25 protein-coding genes and 1 tRNA gene are annotated in these 25,211 nt (G+C 71.5%); 12 read left to right on the top strand and 14 right to left on the bottom strand.

The features are described 5' to 3' along the window. The first annotated feature begins 1 nt into the window (after position 1). From nuoL to nuoN, 3 genes are read left to right on the top strand one after another with little or no spacing between them, the layout of a single operon-like run. On the top strand, positions 2-1,993 hold the full coding sequence (gene nuoL / locus CK206_RS09045) for an NADH-quinone oxidoreductase subunit L (protein WP_096907378.1): 1,992 nt from the start codon (positions 2-4) through the stop codon (positions 1,991-1,993). Then, the gene (locus tag CK206_RS09050; RefSeq protein WP_096906212.1) at positions 1,990-3,558 is read left to right on the top strand and encodes an NADH-quinone oxidoreductase subunit M; all 1,569 of its coding nucleotides are present in this window, start codon (positions 1,990-1,992) and stop codon (positions 3,556-3,558) included. Before nuoL ends, CK206_RS09050 begins: the two co-directional genes overlap by 4 nt. Next, a complete protein-coding gene (gene nuoN, locus CK206_RS09055; RefSeq protein WP_096906213.1) occupies positions 3,555-5,171 on the top strand; it encodes an NADH-quinone oxidoreductase subunit NuoN in 1,617 nt (538 codons plus the stop codon). Before CK206_RS09050 ends, nuoN begins: the two co-directional genes overlap by 4 nt. 184 nt (positions 5,172-5,355) lie before the next feature. Here the strand turns inward: nuoN and CK206_RS09060 are convergent, their stop codons facing one another. Further along, a complete protein-coding gene (locus tag CK206_RS09060) occupies positions 5,356-5,712 on the bottom strand; it encodes a 4a-hydroxytetrahydrobiopterin dehydratase (protein WP_067714662.1) in 357 nt (118 codons plus the stop codon). Positions 5,713-5,874: 162 nt separating this feature from the next. On the opposite strand from CK206_RS09060, the gene gluQRS reads away from it, so the two are divergent. The 3 genes from gluQRS (at position 5,875) to CK206_RS09075 (ending at position 8,193) form a co-directional block, all read left to right on the top strand. Continuing rightward, positions 5,875-6,798, top strand: coding sequence for a tRNA glutamyl-Q(34) synthetase GluQRS (gene gluQRS / locus CK206_RS09065; protein WP_096906214.1), 924 nt, complete (start codon positions 5,875-5,877; stop codon positions 6,796-6,798). 304 nt (positions 6,799-7,102) lie between these two features. Beyond that, a complete protein-coding gene (locus tag CK206_RS09070; RefSeq protein ID WP_096906215.1) occupies positions 7,103-7,828 on the top strand; it encodes a queuosine precursor transporter in 726 nt (241 codons plus the stop codon). Next, positions 7,825-8,193, top strand: coding sequence for a CHY zinc finger protein (locus CK206_RS09075; protein WP_096906216.1), 369 nt, complete (start codon positions 7,825-7,827; stop codon positions 8,191-8,193). Before CK206_RS09070 ends, CK206_RS09075 begins: the two co-directional genes overlap by 4 nt. Here the strand turns inward: CK206_RS09075 and CK206_RS09080 are convergent. Next, a complete protein-coding gene (locus CK206_RS09080; RefSeq protein ID WP_096906217.1) occupies positions 8,190-8,867 on the bottom strand; it encodes a hypothetical protein in 678 nt (225 codons plus the stop codon). The genes CK206_RS09075 and CK206_RS09080 overlap by 4 nt on opposite strands. Before the next feature lie 123 nt (positions 8,868-8,990). On the opposite strand from CK206_RS09080, the gene CK206_RS09085 reads away from it, so the two are divergent. Next, positions 8,991-9,686 carry an SIMPL domain-containing protein gene (locus CK206_RS09085; protein WP_069388828.1) on the top strand — a complete coding sequence of 232 codons (696 nt, stop codon included), beginning with the start codon at positions 8,991-8,993 and terminating at the stop codon, positions 9,684-9,686. Positions 9,687-9,758: 72 nt separating this feature from the next. Here the strand turns inward: CK206_RS09085 and tgt are convergent, their stop codons facing one another. Further along, positions 9,759-11,036 carry a tRNA guanosine(34) transglycosylase Tgt gene (gene tgt / locus CK206_RS09090; RefSeq protein ID WP_069388829.1) on the bottom strand — a complete coding sequence of 426 codons (1,278 nt, stop codon included), beginning with the start codon at positions 11,034-11,036 and terminating at the stop codon, positions 9,759-9,761. Positions 11,037-11,172: 136 nt separating this feature from the next. Here tgt and CK206_RS09095 point away from each other — a divergent pair, with 136 nt between their 5' ends. Further along, positions 11,173-11,778 carry a TetR/AcrR family transcriptional regulator gene (locus CK206_RS09095; RefSeq protein WP_096906218.1) on the top strand — a complete coding sequence of 202 codons (606 nt, stop codon included), beginning with the start codon at positions 11,173-11,175 and terminating at the stop codon, positions 11,776-11,778. Positions 11,779-12,051: 273 nt separating this feature from the next. Here CK206_RS09095 and CK206_RS09100 read toward each other — a convergent pair. The 4 genes from CK206_RS09100 to CK206_RS09115 all read right to left on the bottom strand — a co-directional run bounded on the left by CK206_RS09100 (position 12,052) and on the right by CK206_RS09115 (position 13,600). Further along, positions 12,052-12,142: transfer RNA gene (locus CK206_RS09100), tRNA-Ser, on the bottom strand. A 74-nt stretch (positions 12,143-12,216) separates the two neighbouring features. Further along, positions 12,217-12,420 carry a CsbD family protein gene (locus CK206_RS09105; protein ID WP_067714680.1) on the bottom strand — a complete coding sequence of 68 codons (204 nt, stop codon included), beginning with the start codon at positions 12,418-12,420 and terminating at the stop codon, positions 12,217-12,219. Between the two features lie 143 nt (positions 12,421-12,563). Beyond that, positions 12,564-13,001 carry a nucleoside deaminase gene (locus tag CK206_RS09110; protein WP_096907380.1) on the bottom strand — a complete coding sequence of 146 codons (438 nt, stop codon included), beginning with the start codon at positions 12,999-13,001 and terminating at the stop codon, positions 12,564-12,566. A gap of 71 nt (positions 13,002-13,072) precedes the next feature. After that, positions 13,073-13,600, bottom strand: a complete 528-nt coding sequence (locus tag CK206_RS09115; RefSeq protein ID WP_067714683.1) for a tRNA adenosine deaminase-associated protein — start codon at positions 13,598-13,600, stop codon at positions 13,073-13,075. Positions 13,601-13,636: 36 nt separating this feature from the next. Here CK206_RS09115 and CK206_RS09120 point away from each other — a divergent pair, with 36 nt between their 5' ends. Beyond that, complete coding sequence (locus CK206_RS09120) at positions 13,637-14,599, top strand: prephenate dehydrogenase (RefSeq protein WP_096906219.1); 963 nt, start codon at positions 13,637-13,639, stop codon at positions 14,597-14,599. Between the two features lie 41 nt (positions 14,600-14,640). Here the strand turns inward: CK206_RS09120 and CK206_RS09125 are convergent, their stop codons facing one another. Together CK206_RS09125 and CK206_RS09130 are read right to left on the bottom strand one after the other, a co-directional pair. Then, complete coding sequence (locus CK206_RS09125; protein ID WP_227022370.1) at positions 14,641-15,252, bottom strand: putative glycolipid-binding domain-containing protein; 612 nt, start codon at positions 15,250-15,252, stop codon at positions 14,641-14,643. Positions 15,253-15,411: 159 nt separating this feature from the next. Beyond that, entirely contained in the window at positions 15,412-16,770 is a 1,359-nt protein-coding gene (locus CK206_RS09130) for a cytochrome P450 (RefSeq protein WP_119192065.1), read from the bottom strand. A gap of 47 nt (positions 16,771-16,817) precedes the next feature. Here CK206_RS09130 and CK206_RS09135 point away from each other — a divergent pair, with 47 nt between their 5' ends. Together CK206_RS09135 and CK206_RS09140 are read left to right on the top strand one after the other, a co-directional pair. Next, positions 16,818-17,549 (top strand): hypothetical protein, encoded by a 732-nt coding sequence (locus CK206_RS09135; protein WP_254050533.1) that lies wholly within the window; start codon positions 16,818-16,820, stop codon positions 17,547-17,549. Positions 17,550-17,596: 47 nt separating this feature from the next. Beyond that, positions 17,597-18,157: a PGPGW domain-containing protein gene (locus CK206_RS09140; RefSeq protein WP_096906221.1), complete on the top strand. Its 561-nt coding sequence runs from the start codon at positions 17,597-17,599 to the stop codon at positions 18,155-18,157. On the opposite strand, the gene CK206_RS09145 is transcribed toward CK206_RS09140, so the two are convergent. After that, positions 18,144-20,585: a glycoside hydrolase family 65 protein gene (locus tag CK206_RS09145; protein ID WP_096906222.1), complete on the bottom strand. Its 2,442-nt coding sequence runs from the start codon at positions 20,583-20,585 to the stop codon at positions 18,144-18,146. The two genes, CK206_RS09140 and CK206_RS09145, sit on opposite strands and share 14 nt — an antisense overlap. A gap of 185 nt (positions 20,586-20,770) precedes the next feature. Here CK206_RS09145 and CK206_RS09150 point away from each other — a divergent pair, with 185 nt between their 5' ends. Continuing rightward, positions 20,771-21,232 (top strand): hypothetical protein, encoded by a 462-nt coding sequence (locus CK206_RS09150; protein ID WP_067715077.1) that lies wholly within the window; start codon positions 20,771-20,773, stop codon positions 21,230-21,232. Here CK206_RS09150 and CK206_RS09155 read toward each other — a convergent pair. The 4 genes from CK206_RS09155 to CK206_RS09165 form a co-directional block, all read right to left on the bottom strand. Then, complete coding sequence (locus CK206_RS09155) at positions 21,187-23,265, bottom strand: DUF2339 domain-containing protein (protein WP_096906223.1); 2,079 nt, start codon at positions 23,263-23,265, stop codon at positions 21,187-21,189. The genes CK206_RS09150 and CK206_RS09155 overlap by 46 nt on opposite strands. Positions 23,266-23,391: 126 nt before the next feature. After that, positions 23,392-24,180: an ADP-ribosylglycohydrolase family protein gene (locus CK206_RS09160; RefSeq protein WP_254050534.1), complete on the bottom strand. Its 789-nt coding sequence runs from the start codon at positions 24,178-24,180 to the stop codon at positions 23,392-23,394. Beyond that, the gene (locus tag CK206_RS20300) at positions 24,181-24,309 is read right to left on the bottom strand and encodes an ADP-ribosylglycohydrolase family protein (protein ID WP_254050535.1); all 129 of its coding nucleotides are present in this window, start codon (positions 24,307-24,309) and stop codon (positions 24,181-24,183) included. Positions 24,310-24,342: 33 nt separating this feature from the next. Then, on the bottom strand, positions 24,343-25,152 hold the full coding sequence (locus CK206_RS09165) for a hypothetical protein (protein WP_143337717.1): 810 nt from the start codon (positions 25,150-25,152) through the stop codon (positions 24,343-24,345). Between the last annotated feature and the right edge of the window lie 59 nt (positions 25,153-25,211).

Raw genomic sequence — 25,211 nt, forward strand, 5'->3', positions numbered from 1 at the left:
GATGACGACGACGACAACGACCGCAGCCGCCCTCGCCCCTGCCGTCGCCGGGTCCGCGCTCTGGCTCATCCCCGCACTGCCGCTGTTCGGCGCGGCGGTCCTGCTGCTGCTCGGTCGCCGCGCGGACGGGTGGGGCCACCTGCTCGGGTGCGCGACCGCGCTGGCCTCATTCGCCGTGGCGGTGTGGCAACTCGTCGCCATGACCGGCCGTGACGCCGCCGACCGTGCCTCCGGACAGACCCTGTTCGAGTGGGTCTCGGTCGGCGAGTTCCAGCTGGACTTCGGCCTGCGTCTGGACGAGCTGTCCATGGTGTTCGTCCTGCTCGTCACCGGCGTCGGCCTGCTCATCCACGTGTACTCCATCGGCTACATGGCGGCCGACCCGGCGCGGCGCAAGTTCTTCGCCTACCTCAACCTGTTTCTCGCGGCGATGCTGCTGCTGGTGCTGGCCGACAACTTCCTCGGCCTCTACCTGGGCTGGGAGGGTGTCGGCCTGGTCTCCTACCTGCTCATCGGGTTCTGGCAGCACAAGCCGTCCGCTGCCACCGCGGCGAAGAAGGCGTTCGTCGTCAACCGCGTCGGCGACATCGGTCTGGGTGTAGCGCTGATGGTCATGGTCACCCAGCTGGGCACGCTGTCCTACGAGGGCGTGTTCTCGGCGATCGGCGGCGGGGCGGCGGGGGCCGACGGCGGGGCGGTGAGCTCGGGGCTGGTCACCGCGCTCGGGCTGCTGTTGCTGCTGGGCGCGTGCGCCAAGTCCGCCCAGGTGCCGCTACAGTCCTGGCTCGGCGACGCGATGGAGGGCCCCACCCCGGTGTCGGCCCTCATCCACGCCGCGACCATGGTCACCGCGGGCGTCTACCTCATCACCCGGTCCAACCCGATCTACGACGCGACCCCGACCGCGCGCGCCGCGGTGATCGCGGTCGGCGCCGTGACGCTGCTGTTCGGTGCGGTCATCGGTTGCGCCAAGGACGACATCAAGAAGGTCCTCGCCGCCTCCACCATGAGCCAGGTCGGGTACATGGTCATGGCCGCCGGCTTCGGGCCCGCCGGATACGCGCTGGCGATCATGCACCTGCTCACCCACGGTTTCTTCAAGGCCGGACTGTTCCTCGGCGCCGGCTCGGTGATGCACGGGATGAACGACGAGGTCGACATGCGACGCTACGGCGCCCTACGCGCGGTCATGCCGGTCACCTTTGTCACCTTCGGACTCGGCTACCTGGCCATCATCGGCGTCCCACCGTTCGCCGGCTTCTACTCCAAGGAGGGCATCATCTCCGCGGCGTTCGACGTGGGCAGCGGGTCGGCTGCGGGTGCGGGCGCGTTCGGCTCAGGATCGGCGGTCGGCTACCTGCTGGGGGCGGTGGCCCTGCTCGGCGCGGGCCTGACCGCCTTCTACATGACCCGTGTGATGATCCTGACCTTCTTCGGGCCCGGGCGCTGGGCCGACGACGCCCACCCCCACGAGTCGCCGGCGATCATGACGGCGCCGATGATCGCGATCGCCGTGGGCTCGGTGCTCTCGGGTCTGCTGCTGTCGCTCGGCGGGCGGCTGCAGGCCTGGCTGGCACCGGTCGTCGGCGAGCACCATCCGGAGCACGTCCTACCGGTGTGGTTGGTCACCGCCGCCTCCCTGGTCGTGGTGGCCGTCGGTATCGCCCTCGCCGTGTACCGCTACACCCGTAGTGAGGTTCCGACCACCGCCCCCGCCGGCTCCGCGCTCACGCGGGCCGCGCGCCGCGACCTGTATGCCGACGACCTCAACGAGGCGGTGTTCATGCGACCCGGCCAGGCCCTGGTCGCGGGCACCGAGGTGATAGACCGGCGAGTGGTGGCCGCGACGGCGACAGGCGTCGGCACCACCCTCGGGGAACTGTCCGCCCGGACGAGGCTCCTGCAGTCGGGGCTCACCCGCTCCTACGCGCTGTACATGCTGATCGGCGCGGTTCTGGTGATCGCCGCGATGTTGGGTGGTGGTGTGCTGTGACCGGTCCCGGACTACTCACCGCGCTGTGGCTCGCTCCCCTGGTCGGCGCACTCGTCGTCGTCGTCCTCCCTGCGAGCGCGCGCCGCGCGGCGAGGCCCCTCGCCCTGGTCACGTCACTGGTCGTCCTGGGGGTGGCCGTCGCGCTGGCTGTCGGGTTCGAGCCGGGCGGCGACACCCACCAGTTCGTCGAGTCGCGGCCGTGGATCCCTGCGTTCGGCGCGACGTACACACTCGGGATCGACGGCGTGGCGCTCGTGCTGGTGCTGCTCACCGCCGCACTCATGCCGTTGCTGCTGCTCGCCGGGTGGCGTGACACCGACGACTCCAGCGGCGCCACCTCGGACGGCCGGCGCGCACAGTCCTACCCCGCGCTCATGCTGGCCACGCAGGGGCTCGCGCTGGTGGCGTTCACGAGCCTGGACGTGTTGCTGTTCTACGTCGCGTTCGAGGCCATGCTCATCCCGCTGTACTTTCTCATCGGGGGATTCGGAACAGGCGCGTTCGGGGACAGCGGCGCCGACCGGGCGCAGGCGGCCGTCCGGTTCCTCCTCTACAACCTGCTCGGCGGACTCGTCATGCTGGCCGCGGTGCTCGGGCTCTACATGTACACAGCCCGGGCCGGACTCGGGCCCGACGGCCGCGGCACCTTCGACTACCGCCTCATCACCGACGCCGTCGCCGACGGTCGACTGCAGATCCCGCCCGGCGCGATGCTGCTGCTGTTCGCCGGGTTCACGCTGGCCTTCGCGATCAAGGCCCCGCTGTGGCCGTTCCACACCTGGCTTCCCGGGGCCGCCGTCGCCGCGACGCCCGCCTCCGCGGTGCTCATGATGGCCGTGGTGGACAAGGTCGGCACCTTCGCGATGCTGCGGTACTCGCTGCCGCTGTTCCCCGAGGCAGCGGCGACCGCGGCGCCGGTGATGGTGACGCTCGCGGTGATCAGCATCGTCTACGGCGGCATCATGGCCATCGCCCAGACCGACCTCCTGCGCCTCATCGCGTACGCGTCGATCTCCCACTTCGGGTTCATCGTGCTGGGTGTGTTCGCCGCGACCGAGCAGTCGGCGACCGGCTCGACGCTGTACATGGTCAACCACGGCATCGCCACGGCCGCGCTGTTCCTCGTGGCCGGGTTCCTCGTCCGGCGGCACCGGATCCGCGAGATCGGCTACTTCGGCGGGGTGCAGCAGGCTGCTCCCCTGCTCGCCGGGGTGTTCCTCATCGCCGGGCTCGCGACGCTGTCACTGCCCGGGCTGGCCCCGTTCATCAGCGAGTTCCTGGTGTTCGTCGGCACGTTCGAGGTCTACCCCGTCGCCGCCGTACTGGCCACGTCCACGTTCGTCCTTGCGGCCGTCTACATCCTGTGGACCTACCAGCGGGTGATGGGCGGGCCCCTCGCGCCGGGGTTGCGGTCCACGCCCGACCTGACGACCCGCGAGCGCGTGGTGCTGGCCCCGCTGGTCGTGGCGCTGATGGTGCTGGGCTTCTACCCGCAGCCGGTGCTCGACGTGATCGACCCGGCGGTCGCCGAGACCGTCGCCCACGTGGAAGGTGCCACCCGATGACCCCGGACATCGCCTACTCCTCGCTTCTGCCGCTGCTCGTGGTGCTCGGGACGGCGATCGTCTCGGTGCTCATCGAGGCGTTCGCCCCCGCCCGGCACCGCTACGCCGCGCAGCTGGTTCTGTACCTCGGCGGGCTCGTCGCGGCGCTGGTGACGGTGGTTCTGCTCGCCGGGACGCGATTGGTGACGGCCGGCGGCGCCGTGGCCGTGGACGGGCCCGCGCTATTCCTGCAGGGGGCGACGGTCCTCGTGGCGATCGGGGCGGGGGTGCTCATCGGGGAACGCTCCCGGGTGGGCGCGCCGGCCGGGGCCTCGTCGGATGCGGTGGGCGCGTCGGCCACGGCCAGCCGCCCGGTGCTCGCGGGTTTCGCCCCGCAGGCCGCCCTGGCCCCGGGCGGCGACGCCGAACGCGAGGCCGAGCGCGCGGGCGTCTCCCAGACCGAGGTCTTCCCGCTCGCACTGTTCGCCACGGGCGGGCTCATGCTGTTCCCCGCGGCGAACGACCTCATCACCCTGTTCATCGCGCTCGAGGTGCTCTCCCTGCCGCTGTACGTGATGTGTGGCATGGCTCGCCGTCGGCGACTCCTCTCGCAGGAGGCCGCGGTCAAATACTTCCTGCTGGGGTCCTTCTCCTCGGCGATCTTCGCCTACGGCGCCGCGCTGATCTACGGGTACGCCGGAACCGTCGAGTTCGGCGGCATCGCCGCGGTGGTCGCGACCGAGGGCGGCAGCTCACTGGCGCTGATCGGCGTGGCGATGATGTCGGTGGGCCTGCTGTTCAAGGTCGGGGCCGTGCCGTTCCACACCTGGACCCCCGACGTCTACCAGGGCGCGCCCACCTCGATCACGGCGTTCATGGCCGCGGGGACCAAACTCGCCGCGTTCGGTGCGATCCTGCGGTTCTTCCACACCGCCGTCCCCCGCCTCGAGGACGACTGGGCGCCCGTGCTCTGGGTGATCGCGGCGTTGACGATGATTGTCGGCACGGTCGTCGGAGTCACGCAGAACGACGTCAAACGCCTGCTGGCCTACTCCTCCGTCGCGCACGCCGGATTCCTGCTCACCGGGGTGCTCGGCCCTCCGGCGGCCGGTACCTCCGCCGTGCTGTTCTACCTCGCGGCGTACGCGGTGAGCACCGTCGGCGTGTTCGCGGTGGCCGGGCTGGTCCGCGCGCCTGACGGCGCCGAGATCACCGACCTGCAGGCCTGGGCCGGGCTCGGCCGACGTCAGCCACTGGTGTCGGGCGCGTTCGCACTGCTGCTGCTCGCACTCGCGGGCATCCCGCTGACCAGCGGGTTCATCGCCAAGTTCGCGGTGTTCTCCGCAGCCGTTGCCGGCGGCGCGGTGAGCCTCGTGGTGATCGGCGTGCTCACGAGCGCGATCGCGGCCTCGTTCTACGTCCGCGTGATCGTGGTGATGTTCTTCCGCGATGCGGGCGAGGTGGACTCCGGAAACGAGCGTTACGGCTCTGCAGGCGCCGGCGAGGTGGCGTTCGCGCGCAGGCCCGTCACGTACGCGGTCGTCGGCATCGCGGTCGTGGTGACGATCCTGCTGGGGATCGTGCCGCAGCCACTGCTCGACCTGGCCACCGCGGCGGCCGCGTTCGCGGGGTAGGAGTTCGCGGAGAGGAGGCCGAGTTGGCGGAGTTCGCGGGGTAAACAGCCATCCGGCCGTCAGTAGCCGCGTCGACAAGAGTCTTTCACCCGTATCGGTCGAGTAGCAGTGCACGAAACACTCTTCTCGACGACTGCCGCCCGCTGCCTGCCGCCCGCCGCGCCCTCGGAGCCCGCCGCGCCCCCTACTCCCCCAGGCCCAGCGGGGTGGCGTCGAACTCCCCGGACAGCGCGGACACCGACCGAGCAAGCCGGAGGTCGCGCTGGGTGACGCCGTCGACGTCGTGGCTGCGGAGGTCGAGGGTGACCTCGTCGTAGCTCCACAGCAGGTCGGGGTGGTGGTCCTGCGAGTTCGCGGCCTGCCCGATCGCGGCGACGAGGTTGATCGCGGCCTGCGGGGTCTCGCACACGGCCGTGTAGGTCAGCGACCCCTCCGAGAAGGCCCAGCCGGGCAGATCGGCGAGGCCTTCGGCGATCTGCTCCTCGGTCAGGCGGGTGTTGTCGTCGGCGGCGGGGCGGGCGTTGTCGGCGTCTGCGCTCATGCCGTCCAGTCTGGCACCTCCCGCCGCACCCGGCACTCCCGCCGGGGCGCGGGAACTCATCGCCGCGCCCGCTGCTTCCCGCCGGGGCGCGGGAAATCTCCGCCGCGCCCGGCGCTTCCCGCCGCGTCGGCCCTTCCTGGTGGCGCGGCCTACCCTGTGGGAGTGAAATCCCCCGCCAGCTCCCTGCCCCCCGGCGCCGGCCGGTACGCACCCAGCCCGTCGGGCGACCTGCACCTGGGCAATCTGCGCACGGCGGTGGCGGCGTGGGTGCTGGCCCGCGATTCGGGCCGGGCGTTCCGGATGCGCGTCGACGATCTCGACGCCGCCCGAGCGCGCCCCGGCGTGGCCGAGCGTCAGCTGGCGGACCTGGCGGCGATCGGCCTCGACTGGGACGGCGAGATCATGTGGGAGTCCGAGCGGTCGCACGCCTACGCCGCGGCGGCGAACCAGCTGTCCGACCAGGGCCTGGTCTACGAGTGCTACTGCTCGCGCCGCGAGATCGCCGAGGCCCCGCGCGCGCCGCACTCCCCGCCCGGGTCGTACCCCGGCACGTGCCGTGACCTGTCGGAGGCGGAGCGGGAGCATCGCCGGGAGGCGCTCGGCCCGGGGCGGGTGCCTGCGCTGCGACTGCGCGCGACGGTCGCGGAGCTGACGATCACCGACGGCGTCCACGGGCCGTACACGGGCGTCGTCGACGACGTGGTGCTGCGCCGCGGTGACGGCGTGTGGGCGTACAACCTCGCCGTCGTCGTCGATGATGCCGAGCAGGGCGTCGACCAGGTCGTGCGCGGCGAGGACCTGCTCTCCTCCACTCCCCGCCAGGCCCATCTGGCCGACCTGCTGGGCCTGCCGCACCCGGAGTACGTGCACGTGCCGCTCGCGGTCAACGCCGCCGGTGAGCGTCTGGCCAAGCGGGACGGCGCGGTGACCCTGGCCGATCTGGCGCAGGAGGGGACGACGACGAGGGCCGCGGTCGCCCGTATCGTGGCCTCACTCGGTGGGCCGGAGGGCGCGGACTCGATCGAGGCGCTGCGGGGGGTGGTCACCGCCGAGTCCTTGCGGGCCGGCCCCTGGGTGGTGGCCTGATCGGCCGACGCGCGCCCAGCCCGGCCCGACCGCCTCATCGAAAAGAGCGTTCCGCGCAGACCCACTCGCACAACGCGTGCGGAAGCGACTTGTCGATCAACGGTGACGCGGCGCGACGCGACCTATTCGGCAGGCAGGGATTCGGCATCGCGGCGGGCGGCGCGGATAATCGTCGTTCGTGACCACTTCCTCGCAGAATTCCGACCAGCTGGGGACTGGGCGGCCGGACGGGAACACTCCCGAGCCGGCGCCCAGTACCCCTTCCACCGCGTCCGCCGCCTCCGCCGGTCTCCCCGGCCGCGCCGTGTTCGCCACCGTCGCCAGCCCGTACTACGGCTATCTCATCGCCCTGTTCGTCGGCGTGATGCTCATCAGCAACGTCACCGGCACCAAGGGCGTCCTCCTCTTCCCCGACCTGAGCTTCGAACTCGGGTTCCTCTCGATGGACGGGCTCGTCACCGACGGCGCCTTCCTGCTCTTCCCGCTGGCCTACGTGCTCGGCGACGTGATCAGTGAGGTGTACGGCTTCAAGGCGATGCGCCGCGTCGTGCTCTCCGGTTTCGCCGTGCTGGCGCTGGCCGCGTTGAGCTTCAGCCTGACCGTGCAGTTGCCGCCGGCCGACTTCTACGAGAACCAGGATGCGTTCGAGGCCGTCGCCGGGGTCATCCCGCAGTTCTTCCTCGCCGGCCTGGCCGGGTACGTCGTCGGCGAGCTGCTCAACTCCTACGTCCTGGTGTGGATGAAGCGCCGCACCGGTGAGCGGAGCCTGTGGGCGCGGCTCCTGGGGTCGACCGTGGTCGGCCAGCTCGCCGACACGCTGGTGTTCTGCACGATCGCGGCCCCGGCGCTGGGCATGGTGCTCGGCTCGGGCGACTACTGGAACTACGTCGTCATCGGTTTCGTCTGGAAGACCCTCGTCGAGGCGGTCCTGCTGCCGGTGACCTACGTGGTGATCGCGTGGATCAAGAAGCGCGAGCCCAGCTATCAGGCCGCCCTGTCGGGTTCCGCCCTGTCACACTCGGCGGTATGACTTCCGCTGACCGGGACGCAGACGACGGGCGCGATGCCGCTCGACCTGCCGCGGTGACGGTGCTGGGGGCGACGGTCGACGACCAGACCAGGTGCGTCCACTACCACGGCCCGCTGGACGTCATCGCGATCCGCTTCCACTGTTGCGGCGAGTTCTATCCCTGTTTCCGCTGCCACGCCGACGCCACCGACCATGCGCTGTCGGTGTGGCCGCGGGACGAGCTCGACACCGATGCCCTGCTCTGCGGCGCATGTTGGAGCACGCTGACCATCGCCGAGTACCAGGCCACCGACGCCTGCCCGGCCTGCGGCACGGCGTTCAACCCGGGCTGCTCGCTGCACTACCCGCTCTACTTCGAGTCCTAGGTCGAGTTCAACGGCGCGCGAAACTCCTCGACCATGCGTGCTGCCAGGACCAGGTGAGCCCGGATCACGCCCGCGAGTTCGTTCTCGATGCGTTCTCGGGGCAGGTCCCGAGCTCTGGCCCCCTCCGGCAACCTGTCAGCCACCCGTTGTAACCCGTCGTTGTGGACCCCGCCGCGTCGCTGTCTCCACGGGTCGGAGAGCACGTCGAGGATCGATGCCCGAAGCGTCGCGAATGCCACTGGGTCCGCCCCGTACGCGGCTCTGTAGATCCCAGTCGCCACCGAGACCCGGGGCTCCTCCTCCTCTAGTTCGGCGATCAGTTCGTCGTCTTCGTCGAAGTACGCCGCCTCGTACAGATCCTTCTCCTCCTCGAACTCTTCTACACCTTGCTCGAGCACCCCGGAGAGAATCTGGTCGGCGGCCACCAGCTGTGGCCACCTAACCATGAGCTCGTCGAACTCCAGATCCGCCATTCTGCTGATCAGTCGCCGAACCGCGGCGTCATCCCCGGCCAGCGCCTTTCGTAGCGCCTTCTCCGCGAGGTTGAACGCGGCGGTCTGCCACGTCTCACTCTTTTCTGAGCTATCGCGTACCGGACTGTGCAGGAGGACGCCCAACGGCGAGCGCCTCTCGAGGTCGTCGTGGAGGTGATCGTTTCTGGTCTGGTTCGTCATGCGCGCAGCGTCGCACGCAGCACCGACACCTACGAGTCGCCTCGGTCGTGCGGAGCTCATCAGCTGGTCGACCAAGACCGACGTGTAGGCCCGCCTATGTCGGTTCCTGCGTCATAGTGACGTATGGCCTCACCCCGCGTACCCGCCGCACTCGCACTCCTCACCGCCGCACTGCTCCTGGCGGGTTGCTCGGGTCAGAGTGAGGATCCGCCGGTCATCAGCACGCAGGGAACCGGCATCGTCACCGGTTCTCCCGATACCGTCACCATCGTGCTCGGCGTCGAGACCCGGGCATCTGACGCCAGCACAGCGCTGACCGACAACGCGGAACGCGCCCGATCCCTTATCGAGACCATCAAGGCCCAGGGCGTCGAAGAGGAGGACATCGCCACCAAGAACCTGTCGGTGCAGCCCAATTTCCTGCCCAGCGGCAGCATCGACGGATACATCGTCACGAACCAGGTGACGGCGACCTTGCGCGACGTCGACAGGAGTGGCGATCTCATCGATGCAGCGGCGGGCGCCGCCGGCGACGCGATCCGGGTTCAGCAGTTGACGTTCTCCATTGACGACGACAGCGACCTCAGGGCCCAGGCCCGGGCGCAGGCGGTCACTCGAGCTGAAGAACAGGCCCAACAGATCGCCGAGGCGGCCGGGGCGGAGTTGGGGGCGGTGCAGTCGATCACCGAGGTACCGGAGACCGAAGCGACTCCGTTTCCGGTCTCGAGGTCGTTGGCAGACGGCGCAGCTTCGACGCCGATCGAGGCCGGTAGCCAGGACCTCACTGTGTCCGTCTCCGTGACCTACGAGATCAACTAGCTGATCCCGCCGACGGATACGGGCGGCCGGGCGCCCTGGCCGCGCGGCCAGGGCGGCCAGGGCGGCCAGGGATCAGCGCCCCGAGTAGTACCGCCCCAGGAACTGCTCCTTGTAGGCCACGTACTCGTCGGGCCCGGCCGCCATCGCCGCGCGCACCTCGTCGACCAGCCGCACCACAAAGGCCAGGTTGTGCAGGGTGAGCAGGGTGGAGCCGAGGAACTCCTTGGCCTTGAACAGGTGATGCAGGTAGGCGCGGCTGTACTCGCGCGACACCTCGGACGGCCCCTCGGGGTCGAGCGGGGTGTGGTCGTGGCGGAACTGGGCGCGGGTGATGTTGACCCGCCCGTCGAGCGTGTAGATCCCACCGTGGCGGGCCAGCCGGGTGGGCGCGACGCAGTCGAAGGTGTCGGCACCGTTTTCCACGGCGGTGAAGATGTCGTCGGGCTCGCTGATGCCCAACAGGTGTCGCGGACGGTCCTCGGGCAGTTCCTCGGTGCACCAGCCGACGATCGTTCCGAGGTTCTCCTTCTCCAGCGCGCCGCCGATCCCGTAGCCGCCGAACCCGCGCCGCCCCTCGGCTTCGGCGCGCTCGCTCATCTCCACCAGCCCGCGCACGGCCTGCCGCCGCAGATCCTCGAACTGCGCTCCCTGGATCACGCCCCACAGTGACTGCCCCGGCCGGTGCCCCCGCTCCAGCGACAGCCGCTCGTGCTCGTCGAGGCAGCGCTGCGCCCACCGCCGCGTCCGCTCCACCGAACTCTCCTGGTACTTCCGCGTGTTCATCAGCGTGGTGAGCTCGTCGAACGCGAACAGGATATCGGCGCCCAGCGAGTGCTGGATGCGCATGGACACCTCGGGCGAGAAGCGGTGCCGGGACCCGTCGAGGTGCGAGGTGAAGGTGACGCCGTCCTCGTCGACCTTCGCGAGCCGGCCCTGCCCCTTGTTGGTGGCCGCGTCGTCCGGTGTGGCGCCGGCCGACATCTCGATGACCTTCTTGAATCCCACCCCGAGGCTCATCACCTGGAAGCCGCCGGAGTCGGTGTAGGTGGGCCCGGACCAGCGCATGAACTCCCCCAGCCCGCCGGCGGCGTCGACGACCTCGTGCCCGGGCTGCAGGTACAGGTGGTAGGCGTTCGCCAGGACGGCCTGGGCGCCGGTGGAGCGGACCTGCTCGGGGGTCAGCGTCTTGACGGTGGCCTTGGTGCCGACGGGGATGAACGCCGGGGTGGCGATGTCACCGTGCGGAGTGTGGATGACACCCGTCCGCCCGCCTGCCGTCCCGTCGAGGACCATCCGCTCGCCCACGTCGAAGGTGGTCGCGCGGGTGGTGGGCGTGGCGTTGTCCGGCATCACTCCATCGTGGCATGGCGGTCGCGGATTGCGGACGTGACCCTAAGATGGAGAGGTACGTCGGCATGGGGGGCGTAGTCGTCGGCGTCGGAGGGCGCGACGTGCGCGCCCGAGAGTACGACGACGAGGTGGGGCGATGACCACATCAGGTGGCCGTAGGCTCTCCAAGCACGAGCGCCGTTCCCAGCTGATCGTGTTGGGGATCCGTTTGCTGGAGACCGTGCCTTTCCATGCCCTGTCGCTGGACGACGTCGCCGAGCGGGCCGGGGTGTCCCGCAGCCTGCTCTTCCATTACTTCCCCACCAAGCTGGATTACCTCACGGCGGTCGTGCGTGCAGCGGCCGACCACGTGCTGTCGCTGACCGAGATCCCGGTGGGCGCGCACGCCGAGGACAGCACGCGCGCGATCATCACGGCGTTGGTGCGCTACATCCAGCGGCGGCGGGACAACTACGTGGCGGTCCTGCGGTCCGGCAGGGCTGTGGATCCGGCGTTGGAGAAGGTCGTCGACGGCATGCACCGCACGATCAGCCTGCGGATCCTCGACAGCCTCGGGGTACACGACCCGGACCCCCTGGCGCTCGCTCTCACGCGGGCGTGGTTGGCCGGCACCGAGGAGTTGGCGTTGCTGGGTGAGGAGTCGGGGCTGCCGCAGGACACGGTGATCGACGCGTCACTGTCGACCCTGAGCTCGGTCGTGACGCTGCCGGACTTCGCCGAGGAGTCCTCCGGCCACGTCTGACAGCGCGTCTCGACTGCGCCCGCTCCTGCCCCGCCCACAGCCGCCCGTCGCCATGGCGTCTCGCACCTGCCCCACACACAGCCGCCCGTCGCCATGGCGTCTCGCACCCACCGCGGGGCAGGCGAGACGCCATCGTCAGGGGCGGCTGCCGAGGGGGCGGAATGGCGCGGGAGCGGCTGCAGTCGGCACGGACAGGCGCGGGAGCGGCTGCACGGGCGAGGGGGCGGAATGACGAGAGCCCCGGACCTCTCTCGAGATCCGGGGCTCTCCCCGTGGCGGTGGCGGTGGGATTTGAACCCACGGTTGGGGGTTACCCAACACAGCATTTCGAGTGCTGCACCTTCGGCCGCTCGGACACGCCACCGCCGATTAGGCTACTTCACGCATGGCCCCAGACGAAAATCGCCAGGCCAGAGGCGAGGAGTCAGCTGCTGCAACTCACTTGTCGTTGCCGGTGAGCTTGCTCGCGGCCTCGTTGGCCTTGTCCTTGAGCTTCTCGGCACCCTGCTTGATGCCGGCCTCGCCCTGGTCGGCCTGGCCCTCGGCCTGCAGGTCACGGTCTCCCGTCGCGGCGCCGGCCGACTCCTTGGCGCGGCCGCCCAGCTCCTCGGCCTTGTTCGAGAACTTGTCTCCCACTCCCATGTGGTGCTCCTCTCGATCGCGGCGCCGGGGTCCGGCACCTCTCACGACCCACGGTACGGAGATGCCGGGCCGGCCTCCACCGCGAGCGGGTCACGATCGGGTCACCGACGGGCGCCCCGCCGCGGACCCCGGCACAGCCGCCGTCATCGACGAGCGCGGAAGAAACCCTCCAGGACGGCCGCACACTCGTCCTCGAGCACACCACCCCGCACCTCTGGACGGTGCACCAGACGTCGGTCGCGGACGACGTCCCACAGCGACCCACACGCCCCGGTGCGCGGCTCCCAGGCTCCGAAGACGATGCGGCCGACCCGCGCCGCGACCGCCGCCCCCGCGCACATCGTGCAGGGCTCCAGGGTCACCACGAGAGTGCAGTCCTCCAGCCGCCAACCGTCGCCCAGGACCCGCGCGGCCTCGCGGAGCGCGATCACCTCGGCGTGCGCGAACGGGTCACCGTCGGCCTCACGCCGATTGGTGGCGGCGGCCAACTCCCGACCGTCGGGGCCCAGCACCAGCGCGCCGACGGGCACGTCGTCGGCCGGGGTACCACCCGCCACGGTCAGGGCGCGCCTCACCAGCATCTCGTCGGTCGCCCGCACGGAGCCCCGGTGCTCGGGGTGCGCCGATCCGGGATGCGCCGGACCTGCCGGGCTCACGAGTCGGGCTGGTGCCGCTCGAACTCGTCGCCGAAGCCCATCCGCTCGGCCACGGACTGCAGCTGCTCGTCGGCGTAGAGGTCGGTCTCGGAGACGATGATCTCCAACACCCCGGCGGGCAGGCCCATGTCGTCGAGGATCGCCATGTCGCCCTCGCCCCACGGGTCGGTCTGCTCGAGCTCCTCGTCGGTCATGTCGGGCACGTCCACGTTGAGCTCGTCGAGCACATCCGCGGCGAGGTCGTAGTCCAGCGACGCGGTCGCGTCCGAGAGCATGAGCCGCATCCCGGACGGGCCCGGGCGCAGGATCACGAAGAACTCGTGGTCCACGTCGACCAACCCGAACGACGGCCCCTCCGCGCGCAGCGACCGGACCTGCCGGGCGGCGTCGTCGAGACTGGTGAGGGCGGCGTCGTCCAGACGGGTGACCTGCCAGGAACCGCCGTCCTGGACCACCCCGAGTGCGATGCCGGTGACCGAGTCGTCGTCGGAGTCGCGGGAGGTTCGGTCGGAGCTGCTGGGCATGAGCTCAACCGTAGTCTGCTGTGAGAACCTTGTCAGGTGACGGTGACGGCGGACGTGTGCGTGCTCGGGGTCGGCCTGATCGGCGGCTCACTCCTGCGGGCCCTCGGCCCCGATCGGACCTTCGGCTGGAACCGCTCCCCCGCCGGCGCCGAGGCCGCCACCGCCGCCGGTTTCGACGTCACCACGGATTTGCCCACCACGCTCCGCCGGGCTGCGGAGTCGGATGCCCTCGTCGTCGTCGGCGTCCCCCTCCCCGCCCTCGAGTCGGTCCTGGGCGCGGTGGCCGAGCACGCACCCACGGTCGCCCTCACCGACGTGATCAGCGTCAAGGGCCCCGTCCTGGAGGCGGTACGACGGCACGGACTGGGGGCGCGGTTCGTCGGCGGGCACCCCATGGCCGGCACCGCCCACTCCGGCTGGGACGCAGGCGACCCCGACCTGTTCCGCGGTGCCACGTGGCTCATCGCGGCCGACGACGACGCCGACCCCGACACCTGGGGACGGGTGGCGCGGCTCGCGCTGGACACCGGCGCACGGGTGGTCTCGGCGACCTCCGCCGACCACGACGCGGCCGTCGCCCGGATCTCCCACCTGGGGCACGTGCTGGCCGAGGCGCTCGCGCTGGCGGGCGGTCGGGGCGGGGACCTCGCGCTCTCGTTGGCGGCAGGGTCGTTCCGCGACGGCACGCGCGTCGCCGGGACCGCGCCCGATCTGGTGCGCGCGATCTGCGAACCCAACCGGGACGCGCTGCTGGACGTGCTGGACGAGTGCCTCGCCGACCTCGGGGCCGCGCGGGCGTCGCTGGCCGAGCGGGGAACGCTGGGGCCGCTCGTCGACGACGGCCACCGCGCGCGGCGCGCCTACGAGGACGCGCAGGCCGATCGCACCGGCGGGGATCTCCGACCGGCGGAGGTCACGCCGGGGGCGGCCGGGTGGCTCGAGGCGCTCCGCGAGGCGGGCGCCGCGGGCAGGGCGGTCAGGCTCGCCGACAGGCTCTGAAAGGCCCGACGGCTGGCCGTTCAGGCCCTTCGGCTGGCCGTTCAGGCCCTTCGGCTGAGCCCCGGCACGTCGATGATCACGCCGTCGGCGTCGACCGTCGCGCTGGTCGACGCGGTGGCGGTGATGCCGTGGACCTGCTCGTCGTCGCTGGAGAGGGTGACCGTGTCCTCGGTGACGTCGAGCGTCATGGAATCCACCGACAACACCCGTACGTCCTCGGAACCCGGCTGTGCGTGCAGACCCAGGCGACGGATCATGACGCTGGCGAAGAAGACGCTGTAGGTGATGTCCACGTCCACCACGCCGTCGCCGCCCACGCGGGAGCGGGTGCCGGAGGAGTCCTCGAGCAGCCAGGCCCCCTCGTCGTCGCAGACCAGGTCGATCGTGCGCTCGTACTCCTCCGTGGTGAGGGTCAGCCACACCCGGCGCAGGGTCGTGTCGGCGCCGAGTTGAGCCTCGTACTCCACGGTGAAGGCGGGGTTGTCCGCGCCGGGGGCGGCGACGATCCGACCGCGGGCGCGGGTGGAATCACCCTTGGGGACGACCCTGACCTGCTCGATCAGTCTGCCGTTCTCGGATATCCACGTGTACATACGGGTGACCGAGGCGCGGTGCGCTTCGGTCTGCGGCGAGGACGTCTCAGAAGCGTTCACAGCCTCCACGGTAGGAAAATCTCCACCGAAACGCACATCTGAGTCCCGTTAACCTCCTGCCCACCACCCGTCACTCGGGCGGATCCGGCTCCCGGGCGGCCCTGAGGAGGAACTGAGGGCCCACGGAGCGCTGCGGGCCCGCAGGCCCGCAGGCCGGGCTCAGCGCCGCCGCAGGTCCACCCGCGCGCGGCGCCACGGGTACAGGGTGACGTTGCGGGACCGCGGCCACTCGCGACCGCTGCCCACCGGCTCCAGGCGGTACCGCTCCAGCACCTGCCGCAGGATGACCTGGCCTTCCATCATCGCGAATGACGCCCCGATGCAGCGGCGCGCGCCGCCGCCGAAGGGCAGCCACTCGGTCGGAGTGGGCACCTCGCCGAGGAACCTCCCCGGGTCGAAGTCACGGGGTCCGGCGTAGGTGGCCGCGGAGCGGTGGGCCAGGACGATAGACGGCGAGATCGTCACTCCCCGCGGGTAGGTCCGCCCGCCGACGGTGGCCGGCTCCTGCAGCTCCCGCATCACCATCGGCACCACCGGATGCAACCGCAGGACCTCCTTGAGGACGGCGTCGAGGTACTCCGACCCGCCCTCGGCGATCTCGGCCACACACCGGTCCTGGACGTCCGGGTGGCGGGCCAGTTCCAGCATCGACCACGCCATCGCCGTGGCCGTGGTCTCGTGCCCGGCCGCCACGAGGGTCATGAGCTGATCGCGCAGCTCCTGGTCCGACAGTCCCTGCGCGTCGGCCGCCGAGGCGCGGACGAGCAGCGCCAGGAGGTCCCGCCGCTCGGACAGGGCCGGGTCCAGGCGGGCCGCGGAGATCTCCTCACCGAGGAACTCGTGGATGGTCTCCAGGTCCCGCACCTCCCGGCTCCACGGCCACCGCCGGCGCAGCGCGGGGATCCCCAGGCCGATCATCACCACCGGGCCGGCATCGACCGCCCGGGCGACGATCGGCCGCATCCGGTCCAGGCGCGCCGAGTCCGTCACCCCGAAGACCACCCGCAGGATCACCTCGAGCGTCAGCTGGTTGAGCAGCACGTGGGCGCGGACGCGGCCCGACCGCGGCCAGTGGTCCAGCTGTTCGCGGGTGACCTCCTCGACGAGCGTGCGGTAGCCGTCGATCTCGCGCCGCCCGAACGCCGGCGCCAGCAGCCGCCGGGCGCGCGCGTGCTCGTCACCGTCCTGGAGGAGCAGCGAGTGCTCGCCGAGGAGGGGGCGGAGCAGGTCGTTGCCCTTGCCGGCGTGGAAGACCGACGGCGAGCCGGCGAAGACGTCCTTGATCTGCGCGGGCTCGGACACCGCGACGACCTTGCGCCCGGCGGGCATGAGATCGAGTGTGAACGGCACCCCGTAGCGCCGGGCCGCCGCCGGGAAGACGAGGGCGGGAGCCGACAGGGCCAGCACCGCCTGCAGGATTCGCGGGAGCCGGGGGCCGGGTGGGAGCCCGTCCCGCCCGATCCCAGCCTGCGTGGTCGGGCCGGGGCCCGCGTGACCGTGTGTCGCCTCGCTGCGCATGCGCTCACCGTACGAGTCGGCACGCCCCCGCCGCAGCGGGATCGGTGATGCCCGACGCCCGCCGGCGCACCCCTGCGTCACCCGCGGGTGGCCGGACGTTCACCGGTATCGCCACCTCGTCGTCGTCGATCAGGTCTAGCGTGGACCACATGGCCGTGCTCCCCGTGGACCTGGACTCGACGCCCGACGACATCGCCTCCCTCCTCGCCGTGGACGCCGCCGTCCGCGCGGCGGTGGGCCTCGACCACCACGTGCCCGCCGCCGGCGCCCTGCACTGGTCGGGGGACGAGGGGATGTGGATGGCGTTGCTGCGACCGGGGCCCGGGCGCGCACTCCTCGCCGGCTGGCACCACGAGTTCTCGCTCACCGAGGGCAGCGGCACCGCCGGCGAGGTCGGCACCGACCTGGTGGGGGACGCCCCGGGCTGGTGGCGCCGCGGCGTCGAACACGCCCGCACCCACGACGCGTGCCTGGGTTTCCTGTACGGGTGGGACGGGTCACGGTGGTGGCGACTGGATCAACCCGCCGACGACGGCTTCGACCCCGAACTGTTCCCGGTGACGCGGGCCGCCCTGCGCGACATCGTCGACGAGCTGGCCGACGACACCCTGCTCGACGCCCCCGACCCCGATGCCGTGGAGGCACTACTCACCGCCGGGTCCGCACTCACCGCGGTCGAGCTCGGCGCGGTGCTCCACGCCCCCGACGGCTGGCCCGAGGTCGACCTCGACGCCGGCGCACGGGCCGCCCGGGAGTTCCGCTCCGCGGTCCCCGCCTGATCCCCCTCCGGCAGCGCACCCCGCCCCATTTCTGTAACCATGGTCCGGTGAAGAGACTCGGCTACGTGGCGGTGAGACGCCTCGCGCTCGAGATCATCGGGTGGACGCTCATCGTTCTCGGCATCGCCGCACTGTTCCTCCCGGGTCCCGGGCTCCTCATGCTGTTCGCCGGGACGGTAGTGCTCTCGCGGCAGTACGAGTGGTTCGACCGGCGACTGCTGTCGATCAAGCGCGTCGCTATGGAGGGCGCCTCCCGCGGGGTCCAGTCGTGGCCCAAGATCGCCGGGTCACTGCTCGGCGTGGCCTGGCTGATCGGCCTGGGGATCTTCTGGGGGATCGGCTCGACGGTGCCGACCTGGTGGCCGCTGTCGGCCGACCTCTGGCTGATCGGCGGCTGGGGCACCGGCGGCACCCTCATCTTCTCGGGCCTCGTCGGGCTGGCGCTGCTCGTCTACGCACTGCGTCGGTTCCGCGGCAGCCCGTACGACCACGAGGCGGAGGTGGTGCACGACCACCAGCGCCGCGAGGAGCGGCGCCGGGCGCGGGCCGCGCGGCGGCACGCCCACCCGGCGGCACGCCGCGCCGATCCGGGCGTCACTCCAGGCTGAACCTCTCCTCGCCGCCCACCTCGACCATCCGCTGCTCGCCCCGCACGCACACGCACACCGGGGTCGCGTCGATCACGCCGTCGCGGTGACGGATCACCACCTCGTCCCGCATCACCGTCACCGTGAGCGGCGATCGCAGGTAGGTCATGTTGAACGAGACCCCGTCGATCCCGCCGGGCAGATTCGGGTCGAACTGCAGCATCCCGCCCTCGACCCGCATCCCGGCGTAGAAGCGCTGCACGAGGTCGACCGTGCCGGACATGACCCCCATGTGAATGCCCTCGCGGGTGGTGCCGCCCTGGATGTCGTGCACGTCGCTGCCCAGCGCGACCTTGAACCGTTCCCAGGAACTGTCCGGGTCGAAGCGTGCGAGGACGCCCGCGTGGGTGATGTACGACAGGGTCGACCCGTGGGAGGTGCGGTGGTCGTAGTACTCGATGGTCCGCCGCGCGGCGTCGTCGGGGAACTCGTACCCGAGGCGTTCGAACACCCGGCGCAGTTCGTCGTCACTGAACAGGAAGAACAGCATCACCGCGTCGGCCTGTTTGGCCAGTTTGTACCGGTCCGGGGTGTCGCCCTCGGCTTTGAGGATCCGGTCGAGCCGCTGGATGTTGCCGTACCTGGCGCGGTATCCCTCCCAGTCCAGCTCCTCCAGCTCCTCGTAGCCCTCGAACTGGCTGATGATCCCGTCGTGGAACGGGACGAACATCTTTCGGCTCATGTCCTTCCACCGGGCGATCTCCTCGTCGCGCAGTTCGAGCCGGGCACGGACGGCACCGGCCTGGGGTGCCGGCAGCAGGTCGAGCAGGTGGGCGGCGATGTCGCAGATCCACGCCACGAAGACGTTGGTGTAGGCGTTGTTGCGCACTCCGCCCTCGGACGCGCCCGGGTACTTCTCGTGGTACTCGTCCGGCCCCATCACGCCGTGGATCTCGTACCGCTGCCGCTCGGGCGAGTAGTGCGCGATGGATGACCAGAATCGCGCGATGCCGAGCATCATCTCCGCGCCCCGGAACTCGAGGAACATCGTGTCCTCGGTGAGGGTGACGTACTGCCAGACGTTGTAGAAGATCGCCGCGCTGACGTGGCGCTGGTTGTGCGACAGGTCGACGTCCCACCGCCCCGACATCGGGTTGAGGTGGAGTTCCTGGGTCTGCTCCGTGCCGAGCGATCCGCTCTGCCACGGGAACATGAACCCCTCGTACCCGGCCGACGCCGCCGCCACCCGCGCCTCGGACTGCCTCCGGTAGCGGTACATGAGCAGGCTGCGGGTCACGGCCGGGAGCCGGAAGGTCAGGAACGGGAAGACGAACAGTTCGTCCCAGAACACGTGGCCCCGGTAGGCCTCGCCGTTGATCCCGCGGGCGGGCACGCCGGCGTCGAGGTCGGAGGTGTTGTGCGAGCACGTCTGCAGGATGTGACTGATGTGGACCCGCAGCAGGTGCTGGGCCTCGTCGTCGCCGAACACGTGGAGGTCGCACGCCTGCCACAGCCGCTCCCAGGACTCGCGGTGGTGGGCGTACGCCGCCTCGAACGGGCGAGAGCGCGACGCCGACCGCGACGCGCGCAGGAGCGTGTCCCCCGTGGCAGGGTCACGCGAGGTGAACAGGGCGACCGACTTCTCGATCGAGGTGGGGACGTCGCGCTCCAGCTCCACGTGGAGGGTCTGCTGGATGTAGTCCGCCGTCCGGAAGTCGGAGCGGGGCACGTCCCGCTCCCGGCCACCGGTCGAGACGAGGGTCCGCGCCGCGACGCCGACGTTCACCTCGGACTGCCGGGTGCGCACCTTGAGCGCCATCATCTCGGGCTGCGGGAACACCGTGCTGCCCGGCCGGAGGTGGTCGCTCTCGAGTTGCCGGTAGCGGGGCACTCCGTCGTTGGTGACGCGCCCGTCGAGCGCGCTCACGATCTCCGCCTGGCCGGACCAGTTCAGCGGCGTGATCGTCCACTCGAGGTAGGCGTGGTGCATGCTGGCCATCGACGCGAACCGTCGGCTCACCAGCTCGGTCTCCCGCCCCTCCCGGTCACGGAAGCGGATCTGGCGGGTCATCAGCGCCGAGCGCAGGTCCACCCGGTGGCGGTACTCGAGGATCTGCACCTCCGAGAGCCGCAGCACCTCGGCGCCGCCGATGCGCAGCTTGAGCGGCAGCCAGTTGGGGAGGTTGACCAGGTCCTCGTTGTGCACCGGCACGCCGCCGAGCATGGTGGTCGCGCGGTTGTAGAGGCCGTGCACGTAGGTGCCCGGGTAGTGGACCCCGTCGTTCTCCTCCCATTCGGCGGCGCCGCGGGTGGACATGTACCCGTTGCCGGTCGAGGTGAGGGTCTCGCGCAGGCCCTCCTCACCGGGGTCGAACCCGTCGTAGGACAGCGAGAAGGCGTTGTCCTGCCCGCCCGGGGAGGCTGCACGTCCGGCCTGTGAGGTGGTCACACGCCCGACCCTAACCAGTCCGTCGGCTCCTCGGCGGCGGTCCGGCCGGACGGCTCGGCGAGATCGTCATCCCGCCGAGACCCGCCCCGCGCGGGTCTACGATATGATCTACGTCACAGTCGGGACGGTTCGGGGCCGCGCCGCGATCCCTCTTGTCGACCGTCTCCGTCCGACAGGGGTTCATCATGACCGTTCAGCTCATCGAGATCACCGAGGACGTCGCCGACCGGCTCCAGGTCCTCACCACACCGACGGCCTGTCAGGTCGGCGATGCGCGCATGATCATCATCGATCTGCTCGGTTCCGGGCCGTCGTGGCCGTTGTCCGTCCTGGTCGACCACGTCTGCACCTCCTACGAGGCCCCGGACGGCGAGCGTCTCATGGTCGACCTGCGCGACCGCGAGGGCCTGGCCGACCACCTCCTGCGTGACGAGCCCGCCCTGCGCCACGTGACGTGGGTCCGCGCCACGCGCCAGGCACTGCGCGAGTTGACCGACGCCGGTGAGGTGGTGTGGAGCCTGCCGTCGGACGATCCGGACGAGGTCGACCATCCGGAGGTCGAGGTACTGATGTCCGGCGCCCAGCCGCGCGCGTTCCGCGTCTACGTCGGCGATCCGCTGCCCGACGGCTCGGTCTCCCTGCGGTAGCGGACCGCCACCGCGAGCATCACCGCGCCGACGGCGATGAACGACAGCACACGGAACAGTCCCGGCAGGGTGGCCAGGTCGAGCAGGAGCAGCTTCGCCAGCGCGAGGGAGCCCAGGACGAACCCGAGTCGACGCGCGTCGGCGATCCGCGGGTTCACGGTGAGGACGAGCCAGGCCGCGCAGCAGATCCACAGCACTGTCACCACCAGGTGTGCGGCGAGGAACCCGTTCCGCGCCACCCCGGTGAGGTCACCGATCACGACGCCCGCCGCGACCACCATCACCGAGAATGCCGCCAGGGCCACGACGGCGCCCGCCATCATCACGCGCGTCGACTCGCGGGGCAGGCGGCGGCGCGCCCACCACGTCACGGCGACCGCCAGCGCCGTGACGGCGAACGCGGAGACCACGTCCCAGTAGGTGAACTCGCGGACCGCGAGCCGGTCGCTCAGTGCGAGGTGCGGTCGGTTGACGGCCGTGTAGACGAGCACGGCGATCACGGAGGCGGCCGCGGCCACCAGGTCCACCCAGCGTCGTCCCCACAGGCCGGCGGACACGACGTACGCCAGGGCGCTCAGGGTCAGCGCGAATCCGGTGAGCTCGCGCCCTCCCAGTTCGACCCACGTCAGTAGCAGGAGCGCGCTCCCGACGAACCCCGTGACCGCGGCCAGCAGCACGTGCGCCCTGTCGCGGCCGGTACGGCCGGCGAGAACCGCGACGGCGAGGTAGGCGGCGGCGAGGGCCAGTCCGACGGGCCAGCCGGGCCGGAGGAGGTGGGTGGCCGGCAGGAGGGCGAGGGGCAGGGCGGTGGGGACGACGACGAGGGCGGCATTGGCGAGTGCCGGGCGCCGGCGGGCGGTGTCGAACCAGGCCACCCCGACGCCCACGGCGGCAAAGACGAGCGCGGTCGCGATGAGCGCGATCTGTTCGCCGCGGCTGTGGAGTGCGGCCTGCGAGAGGTAGCCGGCCAGCAGGAACCCGGGTAGGACGGACCACACCACGCGGACGGCCGCCCCGAGTTCGGCGGCGAGTACCGCGGTGGCGATGCCGACGATCGCGACGAAGATCGGCAGCTCGACACCGGTGGAGATGAGGGGCGCCAGGAGCATCGTGCCGGCCGAGACCAGGCAGGCCAGCAGCCCGGAGGACCAGCGCCCCGCGAGTGCCATCCCTCCGAGGGCGAGCCCGCCCACGAACATGTACGCGGCCGGGACGGGGATCCACAAGTAGAGCGTGGTGCTGGCGATGACGTCGAGCATCGCCGCGGCCAGGCCCGTGCCGACCAGGGCCAGTGCGCCGGGGTTGACCGGGGTGCCGTCGGGGTCGGAGGCGGCCCGGGGGTCGGTGTGGGCCGTGGGGTCGGTGATGGCGGCGTCGTGGCGGGACTGCAGTCGCAGGCCGAGGCCGACGAGCACCACCGCCAGGACCGCGGCGGCGACGACCCGCGCGAGCGGCGGGAACAACCCCGCCTGGATGGCCACGACCAGTAGGAACGCGATGCCGGCGAGCATGACCGATCCGCCGATCGCGGCGATGACGGTGGCGGCCGTGATGCGCGGCCCCCGCCGCGGAGACCGACGCGGCGCCGCCCCCGCCGGCTGTTGCCACAGCCGGTCGGCCTGTTGCCACGGCCGGTCGGGGTGCGCGGGCCGATCGGGGTGCGCGGGCCGGTCCGGGTGGGCGGGCCGGTCCGGGTGGGCGGGCCGGTCGGGGTGCGCGGGCGGCGGCCCGTACCGCCCCGTGGGGTCGTCCTGTCCGGGTGGCCGCCAGGGCCCGCCCGGACGTGCCGGGGCGGGCGCCGACTGCGAGGGGGCGCCAGCCGGGGCCGGCGTCACCAGATGCGGCGGCCCCTGAGCCGGCGCGCCCGCACGCCACGGCGACTCCACCGGCGACTGTCCGGCCACCGCCGGACCGGACTGCCGGGCGAGTGCCGACAACCCGGCCCGCACTTCCCCGACCTCTGCGGTGATGCGTCCGAGACGGGCGTCGAGGTCGGCGAGGGCGCGCTGCAGGTCGGACTGCTGGGGGTTCACCCCTGAATCATCTACCGCACGGGCCCCGGCGTCCACGGACTCATCGGCGCGTGTCCCGCCCCGCGACGGTGCCGACGTCACCGACAGCGGCGGCGGCGTGCGCGAGCTCGACCAGGTCCTCCCCCGTCAACCCCGGGAGCCGTGGCAGATGTCCCGCCACTGCGCCGGCACGGCCGACGCACCCCAGCGCGCGCCCAGCAGGCCCCCGGCGATGGCGGCGACCGTATCGGTGTCGCCTCCGATCCCGATCGCCGTGACCAGTGAGTCGGCCAGGTGCCGCCCGGGATCAGCGGCGGGGATCGGCGTGTGGTGGATCGCCGACCACGCCGACTGCAGGGCGGTCACCACCCAGCCGTTGCGGCGGAACCGTTCGGGCGGCCCCTGTTCGGCCTCGTCGATGCGGGCCTCCCAGTACTCCCGGTCCGGCCCGTCGAGGTACGCCAGTCCGCCGCGGAGGTCCAGGACCTGCTCCCGCACGGCGCGGTCGATGGCCGTCGACCACAGGACGCACGCCTGGGCGGTGCGTGGGTCGGAGTGGGTCAGGTCGCTCACGGCCGTGGCTGCCCGGACGATCGCCCCGGTGTCGCCGAGGTGGGCCAGGGCGACGGGTGCGGTCCGCATGAGGGAACCGTTGCCCGCGGAGTGGTGACTCCGCCTGAAGTGCTCCTCGGCCGCCTCCCGCGCGGCGGCGGCCGTCGGCGCCGGCCCCGCGGCCCGCAGGACCGCGGCGGTCTGGTTGCCGATGTCCGGCGGGCCGGAGTCGTACCACCGCCCGAAGTTGCGGGCGACCTCCGAGAGCGCCTCGTCCGTGAGCAGGCCCCCACCCCTGGCGGCCACGTCGAGCACGCACCACGCCATGGACGTGTCGTCGGTCCACTGTCCGGGCGCGAACCCGCCCAGGCCGCCGCCGATCATCTACGGCCCCTCGGGACCGAGCGGCGCGGAGCCGAACTCGTATCCGGCGCCGAGAGCGTCCCCCACGGCGGTACCGAGCATCACCCCGGCGACCCGGTCGTCCCACCCCCGGTCTCCACTGCCCGTCATCACGCCACCTTCCCTCCGAGCCGGTACGCCAGCTCATCCCGGTTCTGTTCGAGGTCCTTCGCGAACGCGCGGAGCATGCCCTCGATGTTGTCCACCGAGAGCGGGCGCGCGGGGAGGGTGATCCGCTGGAACACGTCGCGCCCGCTGAGGTACCAGGTGCTCCACATCCCCTTGCTGCCCGAGCAGATCCACCTCGACCGCGGTGTTGCGACGGCTGTACACGCCGCGGACCACGAGGGCCCAGGCCTGGACCAGCCCGCCGTCGGGGCTGAAGATGACGAACACCGTGGTGCCGGCGACGGTGAAATACACGTCGCCGTCGTCGTCGACGCCCGGCTCCTCCCCGAACATCCTCCCCACCGCCTCCACGACCACCGGACGCAGCGCGTCCGGACCACCGCGGACCCCACCGTCCGTGCGGCCGTACGGCCCACCCGGCGCGTCCGCGTCCGCGAGCCCCAGGGACTCCGCCAACTCGGCTGCTCCGCGTCCGCTCGCGCGGGCCGTGAACAGCTGGGGGTGCGGCAACCGCAGGTCCTCGCGCGCCACCCGGACGATCGCGTCGGCCAGTGCGAACGCGCCGTCGGCACCAGCGCTGGCCACGACCTCCTCGGCCGCCGTGCTGCCGGAGATCCCGCGGGTGACCCACATGAATCCCCGACCGCGGTCCGACCGGACGACGAGCTGTTGGCTCCACCCCTCCGGCCCGGGCGGGGCCACCAGCGCCAGCGCGTCACCGTCCCCGACAGCACCGATCCGCAGCGTGTCCAGGAACACGCCCCATGCGCACTCGGTGGCCTCGCCGCCGACCCCGTCCATGCCGTCGTCTCGTCGACTTCCCATGACCCCTCCACTCCTTTAGCACTCCAGGCGCGCTAAACATTAGCACGCCAATCGCGCTA

This window comes from Dietzia sp. WMMA184, assembly GCF_002441635.1.
Taxonomy (GTDB): Bacteria; Actinomycetota; Actinomycetes; order Mycobacteriales; family Mycobacteriaceae; genus Dietzia; species Dietzia kunjamensis.